Origin of the sequence: Aeromonas sp. 600282 (genome assembly GCF_049175755.1) — a bacterium.
Lineage (GTDB): Bacteria > Pseudomonadota > Gammaproteobacteria > Enterobacterales > Aeromonadaceae > Aeromonas > Aeromonas veronii_A.
In genome coordinates, this window is sequence record NZ_JAAKVR010000006.1 from 155,466 (window position 1) to 174,396 (window position 18,931).

An 18,931-nucleotide genomic window follows, 5' to 3' on the forward strand; every position below is an offset into this window, starting at 1 on the left:
CTCACCGTTTCATACTATCCCTGGCCATGCCCTCCACGGGCGTGGCCTTTTATCGAGAGCGTCTTTATGAAGAGCGTGATGAAAAAACAACTGTTGATGGGTACCGTGCTGCTGATAGCCAGCAGCCAGGTGTGGGCCGATGCGGCCAGCGATCTCAAGCAGAAGCTGGCTAGTGTCAGCCTCTTCTCTGCCAAGTTTTCCCAGACTGTCTACGACAGCAAGGGCAAGGAGTTGCAGCGCGCCAGCGGCGATCTGCTGGTGCAGCGCCCCAACCATTTCAACTGGCATACCACCTCGCCTGACGAGAACCTTATCGTGGCTGATGGCAAGGATGTCTGGGTATATGACCCCTTCGTCGAGCAGGTGACAGCCCTTAAATTGAAGGATGCGGTGCTCAATACCCCCTTCGTGCTGATCACTGGCAATGACGAAAAGCTGTGGAAGCGCTACGACGTGACCCAGCAGGGGGATGTCTACACCGTCACCAGCAGGGATCCGAGCGAGCTTATAGCCTCCTTCCGCGTCACCTTCGATCGCGACAACAATATCAGTCGTTTTGATGTAAAAGAGGCGCAGGGGCAGTGGACCGAATTTACCCTCAATAGCTTCAACCGCAAGCCGGTGCTCAAGGGTAACGAATTTGTCTTCAAGATCCCGAAGGGGGTCGAGCTGGATGATCAGCGCTGATGAGCAATCTCTCGCTGGATTTCTCGTCGGACTTTCGTCCGTTGGCGGCCCGGATGCGGCCGCAAAACCTCGACCAGTATATCGGTCAGCTGCATATCCTGGGGCCTGACAAGCCCCTGCGCAAAGCGATCCTGGCCGGTCACTGTCACTCGATGATCCTGTGGGGACCACCCGGTACCGGCAAGACCACGCTGGCGGAGCTGATGGCTCACTACTGCCAGGCGGAAGTGGAGCGGCTCTCGGCGGTCACCTCCGGCATCAAGGAGATCCGCGCCGCCATCGACAAGGCCAAAGAGAACAGCTGGCGCGGAGTGCGCACTATCCTCTTCGTGGATGAGGTGCACCGCTTCAACAAGAGCCAGCAGGATGTGTTCCTGCCTCACATCGAAGATGGCACCATCACCTTTATCGGTGCCACCACCGAAAACCCCTCGTTCGAACTCAACAACGCACTGCTCTCACGAGCTCGGGTCTATCTGCTCAAGCGACTGGAGGAGGAGGATATCCTCGCCATGCTCGATCAGGCGATGACCGATCCCCGTGGTCTCAATGATTCGGCACTCACCTTCGCCCCCGGCGTCAAAGAGGCGTTGGCCAAGGCAGTGGATGGGGACGGGCGTAAATCCCTAAACTATCTGGAGCTGTTGGCCGACATGGCCGAAACCGACAGCAGTGGGATGCGGGTGATCGACAGTGCCCTGCTCGCTGCCGTGGTGGGGGAGCACGTGGCCCGCTTCGACAAGGGGGGGGATCACTTCTACGACCTCATCTCGGCGGTACACAAGTCCATTCGCGGCTCGGCGCCGGATGCGGCACTCTACTGGTATGCCCGCATGGTGAGTGCCGGTTGCGATCCGCTCTACATTGCACGCCGCTTGCTGGCGATTGCCTCGGAAGATGTGGGCAATGCCGATCCCCGGGCCATGCAGGTGGCGCTATCTGCCTGGGATTGTTTCCACCGCATCGGGCCAGCGGAAGGGGAGCGGGCTATCGCCCAGGCGATCGTCTATCTCGCCTGTGCGCCCAAGAGCAACGCGGTTTACACCGCCTGGAAGGCAGCGCTCAATGATGCCAAAAACCTCCCTGACTTCGAGGTGCCGGTACACCTGCGCAATGCGCCGACCCGGTTGATGAGTGATCTGGGCTATGGCGCCGAGTATCGCTATGCCCATGACGAGCCGGGCGCCTATGCCGCGGGCGAGGAGTATTTTCCCCCCGAGCTTGCAGGCAAGCAGTACTATCAGCCTACCGATCGTGGCCTTGAAAAGCAGATCGGCCAGAAGCTCGATTATCTCCACGAGCTGGATCGACAGAGCCCGCAAAAACGGGGCCGATAGCCCCGCTTGTTTGTCAGCAGAATGAAAATTGGTCAGGTACCGGAATAATTGGGGTGTTTGACCCCACAAGTCGGCAAAAACGACCCAAATAGTCCCTGTTCGGGCAGGGGGGCGGTCTGCTACACTGCCCCTCTGACCCCGTTGGTTTCGGCCTGATACCATCTTCTTGATTTCGAAGGCCTGACTCTCAAGGCGACGGGGGCCAACCGATGTTAACTTCCGGATCTGTTTTTTAGCCCGTCATGATGACTCAGGCCCAGATCCCTTATTAAAAAAGTAGGTAACCCATGCTGGATCCCAAATATCTGCGCAGCGACATCGATGAAGCTGCCGCTCGTCTGGCGACACGTGGCTACGTTCTGGACGTAGCGGCTGTCAATGCTCTGGAAGAGAAGCGCAAGGATCTGCAGTCCCGTACCCAGGAGCTGCAGGCCGAGCGCAACGCCCGCTCCAAGTCCATCGGTGAGGCTGCCCGTCGCGGTGAAGATGTTGCCCCGCTCAAGGCTGAAGTGACCAAGATCAACGACGAGCTGGAGACCAGCAAGGTTGAGCTGGATGCCCTGCTGGCCCAGCTGAAAACCATTGCCGATGCCATCCCCAACCTGCCGAGCGAAACTACCCCTGTTGGTCGTGACGAAAACGACAACGTGGAAGTGCGTCGCTGGGGTACCCCGCGTCACTTCGACTTCCCGGTACGCGATCACATCGATCTGGGTGAAGCGGCCAAGGGCGTCGATTTCAAGAACGGCGTCAAGCTCTCCGGTTCCCGTTTCGTGGTGATGAAGGGCCAGATTGCCCGTCTGCACCGCGCCCTGGCCCAGTTCATGCTGGATCTGCACACCCTGCAACACGGTTACACCGAGTGCTACGTACCTTATCTGGTCAACCCGGACAGCCTGTACGGTACCGGCCAGCTGCCGAAGTTTTCCCAGGATCTGTTCAATACCGGTATTGACGGCGAAGGGGAAGAAGAGGGCAAGGTGCGCAAGTTCTCCCTGATCCCGACTTCCGAAGTACCGCTTACCAACATGGCGCGCGACGAGATCTTCGACGAGCAGGAGCTGCCGATCAAGATGACCGCTCACAGCCCCTGCTTCCGTTCCGAAGCGGGCTCTTACGGTCGCGATACCCGTGGCCTCATCCGTATGCACCAGTTCGACAAGGTCGAAATGGTGCAGCTGGTTCACCCGGAGAAATCCTGGGAAGCGCTTGAAGAGATGGTGGGTCACGCCGAGAAGGTGCTGCAACTGCTGGAGCTGCCATATCGCGTGATGGCGCTCTCTACCGGTGACATGGGCTTCTGCGCGGCCAAGACTTACGATCTGGAAGTGTGGCTGCCGGCCCAGAACACTTACCGCGAGATCTCTTCCGTCTCCAACTGCACCGACTTCCAGGCGCGCCGCATGCAGGCTCGCGTGCGTGTCGATGGCAAGCCGCAGCTCATTCACACCCTGAATGGCTCCGGTCTGGCTGTAGGCCGTACTCTGGTCGCCGTGATCGAGAACTACCAGCAGGCAGATGGCCGTATCGCCATCCCGGCTGCGCTGCAATCCTACATGGGCGGCCTGACCCACATCGGGTAAGCGCTCGTTGCAGACGACAACGCCATGGCCATGCCATGGCGTTGTGCATTCTGGCGCCGCTCAACCGTTTTTATCGTGAATAAATCTGCGTTTCCGGCGCCTCTTTGAACATGTAACACAATTTTATCAAGCATTGCGCAATCGTTTTTGTTAGACTGCGCCGCAATTTCGCAGGACATCTTTTTCTATGGTCTGGATTGATTACGCCATCATCGGCATCGTCGGTTTTTCTGCACTCATCAGCCTGGTGCGCGGCTTCGTCAAAGAGGCCATGTCTCTCGTCACCTGGTTCGTTGCCTTCTTTATTGCCAGCCACTTCTATCCTGATCTCGCCGCCTATTTTACCTCTTTCTCCGATGCGCTGGTGCGCAACGGTCTGGCCATCGCGGCCCTGTTCGTGGCAACCCTGATCCTGGGCAGCGTGGTGAACTACGTGGTGGGTCTGCTGGTGGACAAGACGGGGCTCTCCGGTACCGATCGGGTGCTTGGAGTCTGCTTCGGCGCAATTCGCGGGGTACTGATCGTCAGTGCCCTGCTTTTTTTCATGGATACCTTCACCAGCCTCTCCCAGAGCGACTGGTGGGTGGCGTCCAAGCTGGTGCCGGAGTTCAAGCCGGTGATCCAGTGGTTTTTCGGGTTCATGTTGAACTCATCCAGTTTTCTTAAACAGGTATAGTGACTTCGAGGTAGCAAAGACATGTGTGGTATTGTCGGTATAGTTGGCACCACCCCCGTCAATCAGGCCCTCTACGACGCCTTGACGGTGTTGCAGCACAGGGGACAGGATGCCGCCGGGATCGTGACCATTGATAGTGGAAACTTCCGGCAACGCAAGGCCAATGGCCTGGTGAAGGACGTGTTTGAAGTGCGCCACATGCAGCGTTTGCAAGGGAACATCGGCATAGGTCATGTCAGATATCCCACCGCAGGCAGCTCAAGTGCCGCTGAAGCCCAACCTTTTTATGTGAACTCTCCCTACGGCATGGTGCTGGCCCATAACGGCAACCTCACCAACGCCAAGGAGCTCAAGGAGCAGCAGTTCAAGGTCGCCCGTCGTCACATCAACACCACCTCCGATTCGGAAGTGTTGCTGAACGTGCTGGCCCACGAGCTGGATCGCTGTGACAAGATGGCCCTGCGTCCCGAAGATATCTTCGCTGCGGTGCGCAGAACCCATCAGCAGATCCGCGGTGCTTATGCGGTGGTCTCGCTGGTGATTGGCCATGGTCTCATCGGTTTTCGCGATCCCAACGGCATTCGCCCGCTGATCCTCGGTCGTCGTCAGGACGAGCAGGGCCAGGTGGAGTACATGCTCGCCTCCGAGAGCGTGGCGCTCGACGCCATCGGTTTCGAGACGGTGCGGGATATTGCGCCGGGTGAAGCCATCTACATCACCGAGCAGGGCCAGCTCTTCTCCGAGCAGTGTGCGGAGAACCCGCAGATGAGCTCCTGTATCTTCGAATATGTCTATTTCGCCCGTCCCGATTCGTGCATCGACAAGGTCTCGGTCTACGCTGCCCGCCTCAACATGGGTCGCAAGCTGGGTCAGAAGATTGCCCGCGAGTGGGAAGATCTCGACGTCGATGTGGTTATCCCCATCCCCGAGACCTCCTGTGACGTGGCGCTGGAGATCGCCCACACCCTGGATCTGCCATACCGTCAGGGCTTCGTGAAGAACCGCTACATCGGCCGTACCTTCATCATGCCGGGCCAGACCCAGCGCAAGAAGTCGGTGCGTCGCAAGCTCAACGCCATCAGCTCCGAATTCAAGGGCAAGAAGGTGTTGCTGGTGGACGATTCCATCGTGCGTGGTACCACGTCCGAGCAGATCATCCAGATGGCCCGTGAAGCGGGGGCAGCCAAGGTCTACTTCGCCTCGGCGGCGCCGGAAATTCGCTTCCCCAACGTCTACGGCATCGATATGCCCACCGCCAACGAGCTGATCGCCCACGGTCGCGAAGTGGAAGAGGTGTGCAAGCTGATTGGCGCTGACGGTCTGATTTTCCAGGATCTGGAAGATCTGGAAGCCGCCGTGCGGGAGATCAACCCGGATCTGCGTCACTTCGAGACCTCGGTCTTCAATGGCCACTACGTCACCTCCGACGTGGACCAGTCCTATCTGGATCACCTCAATGCCCTGCGCAACGATGACACCAAAGCGGTGCGTGAATGGCAGGAAGGCACCAGCAATCTGGAAATTTTTAACGAAGGCAGTTAAACGTTTGCGGTTTTGCCGGATGGGATAGCGAGATGGGGGCCCGTAGCCCCCATTGTCGTTTTTGCCTCACACCGGCAGAAGGGGGAGGAGATATCTGTTTGAAAAATATCCGCTTATCTTGCCGGATATGGGCATGGCCAGCGGGATCCGCTAGCATAGGCGGCAACATATATGACCGATACTCTTTTAAGAGACGAGAGTTCAGATGGATGATCTGCTAGCCCCAGTGCGCCAGTTTTTGCAGTGCGAGACCCCGGATGAGTGGGTAGAGATGGCGCGGGATCCGGCCCGTTTACCGACCCTGCTTATCGATCACGCCAACTGCGAGACCAAGGCCGCACTCACTGCACACAGTCTGGTGCGCCGCTACTGCCTGCCCAAGGGCAAGCGCCATCTGCTGCCCAAGCTGGAGTTTTATCGCGAGCTGGATGCCATTCCGGAGAAGGCCGAGATCTTGGGCAAACGCAGCATGGGGGAGTCTGATCGCACCGTCTTTGCCGAGCTGGAACGCAATCCGCTGCTGTTTCCCATGGTGCGGCTCATTCAGGAGGAGCTGCATCACTTCGAGCAGGTGCTGGAGATCATGCAGGCCCGCGGCATCGAATACGGGCCGGTGACGGCCTCCCGCTATGCCCGCCAGTTGATGCAGCATGTGCGCACCCATGAGCCGGCCACCATCGTCGACAAGATGATCATCGGCGCTTACATCGAGGCCCGCTCCTGCGAGCGCTTTGCCAAGCTAGCGCCCCATCTGGACGAGGAGTTGAGCCGCTTCTACGTCTCTTTGCTGCGCTCCGAAGCGCGTCACTATCAGGATTACCTGAGCCTGGCCGAACAGTACGCTGGGGAGGATATCAGCGAGCGGGTGGCCTTCTTTGGCAAGCTGGAAGCCGAGCTAATCTGCTCGCCGGATCCGCAGTTCCGGTTCCATAGCGGCCTGCCTGTCACATCTGACAGTTGTTGACGCACAGGGGGCAAACTACTATTGCCCTGTTCCTACTACGAGCGACAAGTAGTTACTTTTGAGCGCAATTCCCGGCCTTGAGCCGGGATCTTTTTTTCTGTCGTACCTCCTTCCTGCTTTTGGCGCTCTATGCTGAATCTCTGGCTATTTTTGCGTCTTCCCCTTGCGATGAAATCCTGTTCGATCAGCCGGTTATTGTGGTGATAAAGTGCTCATTCAGGTGGCTCACCCTTGTAGAAACGGGCGAAACCGTGTACTTTTTTGCCTTCGCAAGATTTGAATAACCAATCAATAGGAGCGTGTATGCGCATTGTTCTGTTGGGGGCTCCGGGCGCCGGCAAAGGTACCCAGGCTCAGTTCATCATGGAAAAACACGGTATTCCCCAGATCTCCACCGGCGACATGCTGCGTGCGGCGATCAAAGCGGGCACCGAGCTCGGTCTGAAAGCCAAAGCTGTGATGGACGCAGGTCAGCTGGTCTCTGACGACATCATCATCGGTCTGGTGAAAGAGCGCATCGCTCAGCCGGACTGCGCCAAAGGCTTCCTGTTGGACGGTTTCCCGCGCACCATTCCCCAGGCGCAAGCCATGAAGGACGCCGGTGTCGTGGTTGATTTCGTGCTGGAGTTCGATGTGCCGGACGAAGAGATCGTCAAGCGCATGAGCGGCCGTCGCGTTCACTCCGGCTCCGGCCGTACCTACCACGTGGTGTTCAACCCGCCGAAAGTGGAAGGCAAGGATGACGTGACCGGTGAAGATCTGGTGATCCGCGCCGACGACGAAGAGACCACAGTACGCAAGCGTCTGGATGTATATCATCAGCAGACCGCGCCGCTGATCGGTTTCTACGGCAAAGAGGCGGAAGCGGGCCACACCCGTTACGTCAAGATCGACGGCACCCAGCCGGTTGATCTGGTCAGCAAGCAGCTTGCCACCATTCTGGGCTGATCTTTGCTGCCGGCACTGTTTCCCGTGCCATCAGATAAATAAAGAGAAGGGCCCTGTCGGGCCCTTTTTGCATAATGACAGATAGACAGGAAGCCAACGTGACCACGAAAACCGGAATATTGCTGGTCAATCTGGGTACCCCAGCCGCACCGACCACCGCTGCCGTCAAAGCGTTCCTCAGCCAGTTCCTGCACGATCCCCGTGTGGTGGACCTGCCCCGTTACCTCTGGTGTCCGCTGCTCCACTTCATCATCTTGCCGACGCGCTCGCCCAAAGTGGCCAAGCTCTATCAGCAGGTGTGGACCGAGCAGGGCTCGCCGCTGATGGTGATAAGCAAGCAGCAGCGTGCTGCGCTGGAGCAGGAGCTCAAGCGGGAGGGCGTCGATGTGCCGGTGGAGCTGGCGATGACCTATGGTTCCCCGTCAGTGAATGATGGCTGGCAGGCGCTCAAGGCCAAAGGGGTCAACCGGGTGATCCTGTTGCCGCTCTATCCGCAATATTCGGTCAGTACCACCGCCTCGGTCTTCGATGCCTGGGGCAAGGCGATGAAGAGAGAACGCAATCTGCCGGTGGTACGGCTCATTCGTGATTATCACGCCCACCCCGAATACATTCAGGCGCTGGCCATGAGCGTGCGCCGTCACTGGGAGCAGCACGGTCAGGGTGATCACCTGCTGATGTCGTTCCACGGCATTCCCGAGCGCTACGAGAACGAAGGGGACCCCTATGGTCACCAGTGTCGCCATACCGCCAGCTTGCTGGCCGAGGCGCTCGGGCTGGAGGCCGGGCAGTGGACGGCCAGTTTCCAGTCCCGCTTTGGCAAGGAGGAGTGGCTCAAGCCCTACACAGACGTGACCATCGCCGGTATGCCAGCTGCGGGTATCAAGCGGCTCGATGTGATTTGTCCTGCCTTTGCCGCCGACTGCCTCGAAACCCTCGAGGAAATTCAGGTACAGAATCGGGAGATCTTCATGGAGGCCGGTGGCGAGCGGTTTGAATATATTCCGGCCCTCAACAGCGATCAGGCCCACATCAGGATGATGGTCTCGCTCATCTGCCGCGAATTGGCATGAGTGACCGGCAGTCAGTCAAACAAGGAGTCGAGTCATGGTACATATCACGCTGATCTACGCAGGCCTGCTTGGGCTGCTGTTTCTGGGGCTCTCCTTCTGGGTGGTCAAACGCCGCGCCCAGTTCGGGGTGATGATAGGGCAGGGGGAGGCCCCCGAGCTGCTGGCGGCGATCCGGGCCCACGGTAATTTTGCCGAGTATGTGCCGCTGACCCTGCTGCTGATGGCGCTGTGCGAGCTATCCGGTGCCGGTGCGCTTTGGCTGCATGCCGGTGGCGCCATGCTGTTGGTCGGCCGCATCCTGCATGCCATTGGCATCCAGATCCCCAAAGCCCCCAATGTGCCCCGTTTTCTGGGCACCTTGCTGTTCTGGCTAGCCCTCGGCCTCTTCTCGCTGCTGGCCCTGTTGCAGGGGATGGCGGCCGCCTGAAAACCGACGCTTTTTTATGCTATGGAATCACCCCGGGCAGGGTGGTTTTTTTATGGTGAAAAGGCAAACGTTTTTCCTTGCAAGCCTTGTCTATACTGACTCCATTATTTAAACAGGGCGACTTTTCGGGGCTACGGATTGTGTTAAAATCCCGCCCCTCTTTCCCCCAGAGCACAGAACATTGCCATGAAATTTCCCGGTCAGCGCAAGTCCAAACACTACTTCCCTGTCGACAGACGCGATCCCCTGGTTCCGCAAAATCCCCTGTTAACCGAGCTGGGCAAAGCCTACGTCGTCGGGATTGATCAGACCCTGGTTGATATTGAAGCCCATGTGGATGAAGACTTTCTGACCCGTTATGGTCTGAGCAAGGGGCACTCCGTCGTCATCAATGACGACGTGGCCGAACGGATTTATGACGAGCTCAAGGCCAACAACATGGTAGTGAGCGAGTTTGCCGGTGGCACCATTGGCAACACGGTACACAACTACTCGGTACTGGCCGACTCCCACTCCATCCTGCTGGGTGTGATGAGTCAGGATATTCGTATCGGCTGCTACGCCTACCGTTATCTGTGCAACACCTCTTCCCGCGTCAATCTGGACTATCTGCAGCCGGTGGATGGCCCCATCGGCCGTTGCTTCACTTTCATTACCGAGTGCGGCGAGCGCAGCTTCGGTATCAACGCCGGCAAGATGAACCAGCTGGATGTGCAGCACATTCCGGAGGATGTGATCAAAGGGGCGTCTGCCCTGGTGATCACCGCCTATCTGGTACGCGGTGACGATGGTGATCCGATGAAAGAGGCGGCCATGACCGCGGTGCGTTATGCCCGTGAGGCCGGTATTCCCGTGGTGCTGACCCTGGGCACCCGTTTCGTCATCGACGAAAATCCCCAGTGGTGGCGCGACTTCATTGCCGAGAACGTGACCGTGCTGGCGATGAACGAAGACGAAGGGGAAGCCCTGACCGGCATCGCTGATCCGCTCGGTGCTGCCGACAAGGCGCTCGACTGGGCCGATATGGTGCTCTGTACTGCTGGCCCCATCGGCCTCTACATGGCGAGTTATACCGACGAGGACTACAAGCGCGAGACCACTCATACCTTGCTGCCCGGCGTTATCCCCGAGTTCAACATGTATGAGTTCAGCCGCCCGATGGCCCGCGCCAAGTGCCGTAAACCGGCCCGCATCTACTCCCACATCTCCCCGTATATGGGGGGCCCGGAGAAGATCAAGAACACCAACGGGGCAGGGGATGGCGCGCTTTCCGCCGTGCTGCACGACATGGTGGCCAACTCCTATCACCGGATGAATGTGCCCAACTCCGCCAAGCACATCTCCGAGTTCCTGACCTACTCCTCACTGGCCCAGGTGTGCAAATACGCCAACCGCGTCAGCTACGAGGTGTTGGCCCAGAGCAGCCCCCGTCTCTCCCGCGGTTTGCCTGAGAAAGAGGACAGCCTGGAAGAGGTTTACTGGGAGCGTTGATCTCCTGAATCTGCAAGACGCCTCCATCGGGAGGCGTTTTTGCAGGCAAATGGGGGTTATCCCGGCTTTTTTCCCAGAATAACCCCAATATGCTTGAGTCCATGTCACTTTTGCGACACCATTTGGCCATCGTATTGTCGCCCGACAATGCCGCAGCACCCGAAAGAAAGAGAGAATCCCATGAGCATGCTTAACGACAACCTTGACGCCAATTTCCAACTGTTTATCGAACAAGTCCGCGAGTCGGGTCAGGTGTGGGGTCTGCGCTATGGGGAAGACTGGGTCGTCTGCCGCTCCGCCGAATTTGAAGATGCCGACGTGATGCCGCTCTGGTCTGCCGAAGAGGACGCCCGTCTGCACTGCGTCGACGAGTGGGCCGATTACGAGCCGGAAGTGATCGATCTGGAAGAGTTTCTCGATATCTGGATCAACGATCTGGACGAAGACGATGTACTGGTCGGCCCGAACTGGAACGCCGATCTTGAAGGTCAGGAGCTCGAACCTATCGAGCTGGCCAAGGCACTAGTTGAGCTGGACGCCTGAAAGCGCCTCCATTGATGGCCTGAATGCACAGGCAATCGGGACAAAGACCGGCCCCCGTGAGGGTTCCGGTCTTTTTTATGGTCGAATGGCCCGATTGATGAGTTAAAAGCCGATTTGCCTTTGCACCTGTCAGGGGGATGGTCCATCATCAACCTTTTGCCAAGGGAGGAGCGCCATGTTTGTATTCGACGTAACGGGAGCTGCGGGTGAGAAGGCCAGCATTCGGGTGCAGGCGCTGGATTGGGCGCAAGCCGGACCTGTGACCTTCCAGTGCGATGACGATCAGCTGGCGGTCGTGCTCCTGAGCGGTTGTCGTTGCGATGCGGTGGGCTTTTTCAACCTGTTGGCGGGGTGCAAACCGCTCTATATCGAGCAGTGGCTCAGCTATCTGCAAGAGAGCGGTCGCATTGGCAAGTGGAGTCACCAGACCGAGAGTCCCGCCGATGGGGACTATCTGGCCAGAGCCGGTCTGGAGCACGATGAGCTCAATTCCCTGCTTGGCCTGGTCTATCAGGTGGCGGGGTTCAATCGCCTGCAAATCAACCGTTACCTCAAGAACCGCCACAACCCCACCACACTGGCGACCCGTTACGATCAGAAAGAGCTGGAGCGCTATCGCCAGCTCAATGACATCATTCTGACCCTTTTGAAGCTGAAGCATCCTCAGTAAAGAGTCCCAGCTGGCTGATATCCGGTCGCAGCGGTTGCGGCCGGGCGATCAGATAGCCCTGCAAACCATCCACGTACATCCCCTGCAGCAGCTGTTTCTGGCCAAGCTGTTCCACCCCCTCTGCAATCACCTGACATCCCATCCGATGTGATACATCGACGATCATCCGCACGAACTGCTGGTTGGTCTGATCCTGCTCCAGCCCGGTGATCAGGGCAGGGTCCAGCTTGATGTAGTCGGGCTTGAGCTCGCGAAACAGGGTAAAGGAGCCGATCCCCTTGCCGAAATTGGCGATGGCCGAGCGGCTGCCGTTACGGCGCAGCAGTTCAAACACCCGCTTGGCGCCGGTCAAGTTGCGTTCCAGATGCTCTTCATCCAGTTCGAACACCAGATTGGCGCTGGTATTGGGATCTTTGAGCAGCTGACGGTCAAGCCAGATCAGGAAGGCGCTGTTTTGCAGCAGGTTGGGGGAGAGGTTGATCCCCCAGCGACTCTGGTTGGCACCAAAGGCCCGGTACTGGCGCATGATGTGGGTAATGACCAGCTGCTCCAGCCGCATCACCATATCCAGCCGCTGGGCCATGGCAAACAGGGTGTCGGTGGGCAGGGCGGTGCCGTCATTGCCGCTGAAGCGGGTGTAGATCTCGTTGTAAGCCAGCATGCTGCGGTGCAGGGGCTGGATCGGCTGGTAGGTAAAGCTGAGGCGCTCCTGCGCCAGCACTTCGGTCAACACGTCGCGCCAGTGGTGTTGGCCCTGCAGATCGGAGGCGCTGTCATCCTGCTGGATGGCCCAGCCGTTGATGGTTTCGGTCTGGGCGCGAGCCAGCGCCAGATCCGCTCTGGCCAGTACGGCTTCGATTTTCTGGCCGCTGCTGAGCTTGGTCAGCCCCGAGTAACCGGTGCTCTCCAGCTCGTGCTGATCCTGATAGTGATCGAAGGCCACCTTCAAATCCTGCCCCAGCAGATGGGGGGGAATATTGGCCACCGGTTGTACCAGCACGGCGAAATCGGCCCCCGAAATGCGATAGACCTGATTGCCCGGGAAGCGGCTTACCACCCGCTTGATAAGGGCCGCCATGTCCTTGATGTAGGCATCACCAGACTGGAAGCCGCGCTGGGCGTTGATCTTGCCAAGCTCGGTGGCACGGATCAGCACCAGGGTCGCGGTCTGGGTGTCCTGATCCCGCTGCAGCAACTCGGTCATGTCGCGGCGAAACGCGTGGCGGTTGAGTAGCTGGGTCAGCTCGTCGGTGGTGGCCAGGTTGCTGAGCTCGGTCAGCTGGCGATGGGCGCTCTGCTCGGCGCTTTCGAACTGCTCCAGCAGCTGTTGCAGCACCTCCCGGGAGGCGGGCTCATCGAGTTGTGAGGGATCCCGCCCTCTGATCGCCTTGACCCAGGTGAGCTCCTGATGCTGGATCATGCCATCCATGGTGCGGATGGCCAGCATCAACAGCAGGATCATGCCAAGCAGTGTGGTGGCCAGAATAATCACCAAAGTGAGCGGTGTGCTCTGAAGGGCCAACCAAACTGCTTGCAGGAGCAGCAGGGGTATGGTCACTATGGTGGCGATCAGAAAGAGGGTACGTCCGAGCTTGTGAACCATCTTGTCATCCTTGAAGTGGCTGCTTTGTGGGGGAATTTTAACCAAGCTGGCGGAGCAAAGCATGCTATTCCTCGCAACTCGGTGAAAAGGGTCAATTGAGATCGGTTAAATGTGAGTGAAACCACTTTCACAGGTGCCGAAACAGGCGAAGATGAGTTGAAAATAGATCAAACAAGGCAGAGGTAAATCATGTTGTTAGAGCCCGAAAATAGTGCCAAAGCACGACAATTATTGAACCAGAGTATGGCACTGGTGCTGGCGGGTGGACGTGGTAGTCGCCTGAAGCAGTTGACTGACAACCGCGCCAAGCCTGCCGTCCATTTCGGTGGCAAATTCCGGATCATTGATTTTGTGCTCTCCAACTGTATCAACTCGGGGATCCGCCGCGTTGGTGTAGTCACCCAATACAAGTCTCACAGCCTGCTGCGTCACCTGCAATCGGGCTGGTCCTTCCTGCGTTACCAGATGAACGAATTCATCGACTTGCTCCCTGCCCAGCAACGGGTGGACGAGGTGCACTGGTATCGCGGCACCGCCGATGCCATCTATCAGAACGTCGATATCATCCGTGACTACGGCCCCAAATACCTGGTGGTGCTGGCGGGGGATCACATCTACAAGATGGATTACGCCGCCATGCTGCTCGACCATGTGCGCCTCGGTGCCAAGGTGACGGTCGCTTGTATCGAGGTGCCGCGGGCCGAGGCATCCGCCTTCGGGATCATGGATATCGACGAGCAGCGCAAGATCCGCGCCTTCGTCGAAAAACCGGCCAATCCGCCCGCCATGCCGGGTTGTGAAGATCGCTCGCTGGCCTCCATGGGGATCTATATCTTCGAGGCGGAGTACCTCTACCAACTGCTGGAGGAGGATATTCACAATCAGGACTCCAAACACGACTTCGGGATGGATGTGATCCCCCGCATCGTGGAGGAGGGGATGGCATTTGCTCACCCCTTCAACATGTCCTGTGTCGGGGCGCGCGAGGGGCAAAAGCCCTACTGGCGTGACGTGGGTACGCTGGACTCTTTCTGGGAAGCGAACATGGATCTCGCCTCCGTGCTGCCCGAGCTCGATATCTACGATCAGAACTGGCCCATCTGGACCAGCCAGACCCTGACGCCACCGGCCAAGTTTGTGCAGGACCGCAACGGTCAGCATGGCATGACCATCAACTCCATGTTCTCGGGCGGGACCATCGTCAGCGGGTCGTTCGTGCTCAACTCGGTGCTCTTTACCAATGTGCGGGTGCACTCCTTCTGCACCTTGGATCAGGCCATCATCTTCCCTGGGGTCGAGATTGGCGCCGGTTGTCGTCTGCGCCGGGTGGTGGTGGACAAGGGATGTGTGCTGCCCGATGGGCTGGTGGTGGGCGAGAATGCCGATGAGGATAGCCGCCGCTTCTACCGCTCCGAGCAGGGGATTGTGCTGGTGACCAAGGAGATGCTGGACAAGCTGGTTTGAGGAAGGCCCTTGAAACTGTGTCAGACGCTGTAATGCAAAGGGAGCCAATTTGGCTCCCTTTTTCATGCTGGTGAATGGCGAGGATTACTCGCTAACCACTGCTTTAGCAGCCATCACCATGGCGGTGCCGTGCTTGCCACCGGCAGCGGTCACTTGCGGTACGCCATCTTCATCGGTGTCGCTGCCGGCACCTTCGATGATGTTCTCGCCGGAGTCACCGATCCACTCGGCCATCTGCATGCCACCGTTGACGGTGCCACGGAACCAGCTGACGTACTGACCGGTCAGCTTGGCCAGCTCCAGCTCGGGCGCCTTCTCGGCCCCTTCGTTGCGCAGGTTCAGCATGGCAGAGCGCAGGGCGCCGGAGATGGCAGCCTGGGTCCAGGGGGTGTATTCACCCTGTTTACCCACCAGCCAGGTGCCCGCTTTGGCATTGAAGTAGGCCTTGTCGGCAGCGATGAACAGCTCGCGGGCGGCAGTGCGGTACTTGGCATCCGAGGTAGCGAGGAAGGCGGCAGTCAGACCACGGATGGCGGCGAACTGCGCATCGATGGAGTGGCCGGCATCGAGTTTGCCACCTAGCGTGATGCCATCATGCACCAGCCCATTTTTGCCCTTGAGGTTGGCAAGGATGAAATCGGCCTGTTTGCGGATAAGCTCGAGCGCCTCTTGACCCTGCTTGGTCTTGAGGTTCAGCTCGCCATTGTCACCGGCGGCGTAACCGACCGGCAGCGCGTCCTGAGCGCGCTGGAAGATCTGCAGGGCGACCAGTGCGTAAGCGGCGTCAAAGGTAGTGACATGCTTGCCCTGTTTGCCTGCCTGCCAGCTGTCGACCAGGGTGCCAGCCTTGGCATCAAAGTGCAGGGCCGCCAGGTTCTTGAAGGTGAGGTTTGAGAGATTGATCGCCAGCGAGAAGGCATCGCTGCCCGCGACCGCTTTGCCCAGGTCATTGGCCTTGTTGGCAGCCGGTGCTGCGGCAAACGGCGCGCCGTCAAACACGGCGTGGAAGGCCGGGTTCTGGTTGGTGTTGGCGCTGCGCTGATCGCTGAAGGCATAGAACTCGGAGAGCGGCCACAGCATCATCCAGGCATCGCGCAGCTGGGCGGAGCCATCTACCACCTCCAGCTTGCCGATGGCACCGGCATCGTTGTTGCTGGTTTCGGTCACTTTCACCTGATGGGGGAAGTAAATCACGCCCTTGGCCGGATCGTACTGCGGGGTGATCTTGGCGCCCAGTTGCTTGCCATCGAAGCCGAGCTGGTTCTGCATGATGGCCAGCTTGTCGATGGACTGCTCGGTCAGCATCATGCCATTGAAGCCATCGGCGGCAGAGACGCCCAGCTTGTGCTTACCATCCTGATCCATGGTGGCGGAGGCGGCTTCTACCTCTTCATCGGTCTCGGCCACGTGCATGCCGCCGAGGAAGTCTTGCGACCACATCACCTCTTTGAGCAGGATGCCGCCCACGGCTGCGGGTACCAGCAGGTTGTCACTGCCGCTCCAGCGCAGGGTGCTGTAGTCACGGAAGTAGGCGGGCACCTGGGTCTTGATGGTCTTCTCGGTCCCTTTGGCGGTCTTGATGGTGATCTGATCGCCATTGACCGGAGTGGCGTTGACGGCCTGGGCAAACTCTGGATTGGCGGAGGCGTAGGGCAGGGAGAGGGGATACATGCCTTGCGGCACTTCATCGGCCGGGAAGCCGACCGCATCGGCCATGGCCAGCACCCGTTGCCCCAGAGAGGCCATGGTGCCACCACGGGCCAGGTTTTGCGGCCCGTTCACCAGATGTGGGCCCATGCCGGATTGGTAGTTGAGGGCGTACATCGCCTCTTCGGAGTATTCGTAGGATTCGATGCCGGCAGCGAAGTCGAACGGGGTCGGCTCATCGGCACGGTTGGCATCCAGCACATCCAGATCCAGCCCCAGCGCTTCGGCCAGCGGCTCACCGGAGAGCTCGAATTCGGTATAGGCCAGCATGTTGGCGGCGGTATTGAATGTCTTGTCTTCGACTTTGACGGCAGCGTTTGCGGCGCCGCTGATCAATGCGCAGGCGATCGCCTGAACCAGTACGGTTTTTCTCATGTCCCTTCTCACCATTGGTTTTATTATTGACGCTTCTCATAACGAATCTAAATGAGAATGGTCTGCATTATGCTGTGTTGACGGGGACTTGAGAAGTAAAAAACCGTCCCATTCGGCTGCACGTTAAACCGGATGTGCGCTGTCGAAGAGGACGGTTATCTGTTTATTGCGATGAAAGTGCCAGTGTGGCGGCGATCAGAGCAGCTTGAACGGGATGACCAGACGGCCCGGCTCCACCTTGAGGGCTTCGACCTTCTCCTTGATCCTCGCTTCGTTCTTGCGGCTGCTGTCGAGGCGATAGACCGGGGTCTGCGACAGGAACAGGGAAAGGGACTGATTGAAGGTGGGCAGCAGCGGGGTGAGGGCAGCCCCGATATCGGCCGGCTCGGTCTTGACCGAGACCAGCTCAAGGTCGCGCAGATAGATGGCGCCTTGATCGGCCACATAGTCCGGGCGGGCGCTCAGGGCAAAGCGGATCTTCATCTGCTGGCTGCCAAGGGGGCTGCTCACCTGCAGGTCGCCAGCGGCGTCCAGCTCGATGCGATCTGCTTGTTTGCGGCCGATACGGCTCTGCATCTCATCCAGACGGATCTTGCTCGACATGATACCGGGGATCCCCAGCTGTTTTTCAAAAGAGACCTGATCTTTGAGGTACTGGTTGATTTCGGCCTCGCTGACGTTGTACTGGGTCAAGGAGCAGGCTCCCAGCAGCAGGGCGAGGGGGAGTAACAACAACTGTTTCAACATGATGGATTCCGCTTGGGCAACTATGATGGCGCTATCTTACGCGATAACGGGCGTGGAATGAGAGCCTCATACCGTGGGAAATCACGGAGTTGCTGCATTCCCGATTGTTTTTTGGCAACCGCCGGGTTCATCATCGACGAGTGAGTGGAATAGGGCTGAGCTGTTTGCTGCGGGCATGGGTCTACGCCTTAAGCAGAGAGAAGAGAACAGAGAACGAGGAGAGCGTAATGGTTCGGATGGGCAAGGTTGGCCGCAGGGCGCTGCTGTGGCTTGGCTGCATGATGGGGCTCTGGAGCCCATCGCTGTGGGCCGAGGTGAAAGTGATCCCGGTCTTCGAGGCGCAGGCGGCGGTGCAGACCCTCAAGGAGATCTATCCCCAGCTTGGGGTAAGCGCCATGGGTAACCAGCTGGTGCTGAGCGGAACGCCAGCCCAGCTGCAGGAGGCCGAAGCCACGTTGGCGCAGATCAACCAGCCGCCGCAAAGCCTGCTTATCGAGTGGCGGGTGGATGGGGCTGCCAGCGGTCAGCAACTGGGGGGCTCAATCAGTCGCGACGAGGCCAAGCGGCAGTGGCTGCTCGATGGCAATGCCCAGCAGTATCAGCGCAGCCAGAACGACAGTTGGCAGGTGCGCGGGCTGTCGGGTCGTCCCGTGCTGCTGCAGATGGGCTCCTATCAGCCGGTGACCTTCTATCAGTGGAACGGGGGCGCCGTGGTGGGGATGATGCCGCTGGTGAATGGCCTCTATGCTACGGCCACCTTGATTGGCGATCGGGTGCAGATTGCGCTCAGCAGCGAACAGGCGAGGCTGGATCAGGGCACCATCAATCGTGGGCAGAGTGCCACCGAGGTCAGTGGAGCCCCTGGCCAGTGGCTGACGGTGGGGGAGCTCTCGACCAGCTCGGCAGATCAAGGGAGCAGCCTCGGCACCCAGCTACAGGGAGGGCGAGGCAGCCAGAGCGAGCGCCAGACCCTGCAGATCCGGGTCACCCACCAATAAGCAATGTAGTGGTCTAATCATCCCGGACACCATTTTAGGTGGTACAGTCGCCACCATGACCTGAGGTGTTCAATGACAAGATTACGTCGCTCATTT

The 18,931-nt window shown here is 58.8% G+C and carries 17 protein-coding genes; 14 read left to right on the forward strand and 3 right to left on the reverse strand.

Going from position 1 to position 18,931, the window contains the following annotated elements; translation table 11 throughout:
• Positions 1 to 78 precede the first annotated feature (78 nt).
• From lolA to G5137_RS08460, 12 genes are all read left to right on the forward strand, one after another.
• Positions 79 to 687, forward strand: coding sequence for an outer membrane lipoprotein chaperone LolA (gene lolA, locus G5137_RS08405; protein ID WP_421212136.1), 609 nt, complete (start codon positions 79 to 81; stop codon positions 685 to 687).
• The gene (locus G5137_RS08410; RefSeq protein WP_421212135.1) at positions 687 to 2,024 is read left to right on the forward strand and encodes a replication-associated recombination protein A; all 1,338 of its coding nucleotides are present in this window, start codon (positions 687 to 689) and stop codon (positions 2,022 to 2,024) included. Before lolA ends, G5137_RS08410 begins: the two co-directional genes overlap by 1 nt.
• A gap of 287 nt (positions 2,025 to 2,311) precedes the next feature.
• Positions 2,312 to 3,607, forward strand: a complete 1,296-nt coding sequence (gene serS, locus G5137_RS08415) for a serine--tRNA ligase (RefSeq protein ID WP_216978961.1) — start codon at positions 2,312 to 2,314, stop codon at positions 3,605 to 3,607.
• A 187-nt stretch (positions 3,608 to 3,794) separates the two neighbouring features.
• Positions 3,795 to 4,283 (forward strand): CvpA family protein, encoded by a 489-nt coding sequence (locus G5137_RS08420; RefSeq protein ID WP_181221988.1) that lies wholly within the window; start codon positions 3,795 to 3,797, stop codon positions 4,281 to 4,283.
• Between the two features lie 21 nt (positions 4,284 to 4,304).
• Positions 4,305 to 5,825 carry an amidophosphoribosyltransferase gene (gene purF, locus G5137_RS08425; RefSeq protein ID WP_005351229.1) on the forward strand — a complete coding sequence of 507 codons (1,521 nt, stop codon included), beginning with the start codon at positions 4,305 to 4,307 and terminating at the stop codon, positions 5,823 to 5,825.
• 205 nt (positions 5,826 to 6,030) lie between these two features.
• Positions 6,031 to 6,789, forward strand: coding sequence for a tRNA isopentenyl-2-thiomethyl-A-37 hydroxylase MiaE (gene miaE, locus G5137_RS08430; protein WP_005346385.1), 759 nt, complete (start codon positions 6,031 to 6,033; stop codon positions 6,787 to 6,789).
• Positions 6,790 to 7,092: 303 nt separating this feature from the next.
• The gene (gene adk, locus G5137_RS08435; RefSeq protein ID WP_005337083.1) at positions 7,093 to 7,737 is read left to right on the forward strand and encodes an adenylate kinase; all 645 of its coding nucleotides are present in this window, start codon (positions 7,093 to 7,095) and stop codon (positions 7,735 to 7,737) included.
• Between the two features lie 98 nt (positions 7,738 to 7,835).
• Positions 7,836 to 8,810 (forward strand): ferrochelatase, encoded by a 975-nt coding sequence (gene hemH, locus G5137_RS08440; protein ID WP_042080404.1) that lies wholly within the window; start codon positions 7,836 to 7,838, stop codon positions 8,808 to 8,810.
• A gap of 34 nt (positions 8,811 to 8,844) precedes the next feature.
• Positions 8,845 to 9,237: an MAPEG family protein gene (locus G5137_RS08445; protein WP_064336267.1), complete on the forward strand. Its 393-nt coding sequence runs from the start codon at positions 8,845 to 8,847 to the stop codon at positions 9,235 to 9,237.
• 186 nt (positions 9,238 to 9,423) lie between these two features.
• Positions 9,424 to 10,728, forward strand: a complete 1,305-nt coding sequence (locus G5137_RS08450) for an inosine/guanosine kinase (protein ID WP_005337079.1) — start codon at positions 9,424 to 9,426, stop codon at positions 10,726 to 10,728.
• Between the two features lie 180 nt (positions 10,729 to 10,908).
• Positions 10,909 to 11,271: a DUF2750 domain-containing protein gene (locus G5137_RS08455; protein WP_005337077.1), complete on the forward strand. Its 363-nt coding sequence runs from the start codon at positions 10,909 to 10,911 to the stop codon at positions 11,269 to 11,271.
• 175 nt (positions 11,272 to 11,446) lie between these two features.
• On the forward strand, positions 11,447 to 11,941 hold the full coding sequence (locus G5137_RS08460; RefSeq protein WP_265783649.1) for a hypothetical protein: 495 nt from the start codon (positions 11,447 to 11,449) through the stop codon (positions 11,939 to 11,941).
• Here the strand turns inward: G5137_RS08460 and G5137_RS08465 are convergent.
• Entirely contained in the window at positions 11,904 to 13,544 is a 1,641-nt protein-coding gene (locus G5137_RS08465; RefSeq protein ID WP_376902831.1) for an EAL domain-containing protein, read from the reverse strand. The genes G5137_RS08460 and G5137_RS08465 overlap by 38 nt on opposite strands.
• Positions 13,545 to 13,733: 189 nt before the next feature.
• On the opposite strand from G5137_RS08465, the gene glgC reads away from it, so the two are divergent.
• Positions 13,734 to 15,008, forward strand: coding sequence for a glucose-1-phosphate adenylyltransferase (gene glgC, locus G5137_RS08470; RefSeq protein WP_005337070.1), 1,275 nt, complete (start codon positions 13,734 to 13,736; stop codon positions 15,006 to 15,008).
• A gap of 84 nt (positions 15,009 to 15,092) precedes the next feature.
• Here the strand turns inward: glgC and G5137_RS08475 are convergent, their stop codons facing one another.
• Positions 15,093 to 17,090: a hypothetical protein gene (locus tag G5137_RS08475; RefSeq protein ID WP_421212132.1), complete on the reverse strand. Its 1,998-nt coding sequence runs from the start codon at positions 17,088 to 17,090 to the stop codon at positions 15,093 to 15,095.
• 195 nt (positions 17,091 to 17,285) lie between these two features.
• Complete coding sequence (locus tag G5137_RS08480; protein ID WP_005337065.1) at positions 17,286 to 17,837, reverse strand: lipoprotein; 552 nt, start codon at positions 17,835 to 17,837, stop codon at positions 17,286 to 17,288.
• A 278-nt stretch (positions 17,838 to 18,115) separates the two neighbouring features.
• On the opposite strand from G5137_RS08480, the gene G5137_RS08485 reads away from it, so the two are divergent.
• Positions 18,116 to 18,835, forward strand: coding sequence for a hypothetical protein (locus G5137_RS08485; protein ID WP_421255227.1), 720 nt, complete (start codon positions 18,116 to 18,118; stop codon positions 18,833 to 18,835).
• The last annotated feature ends 96 nt before the right edge of the window (positions 18,836 to 18,931 follow it).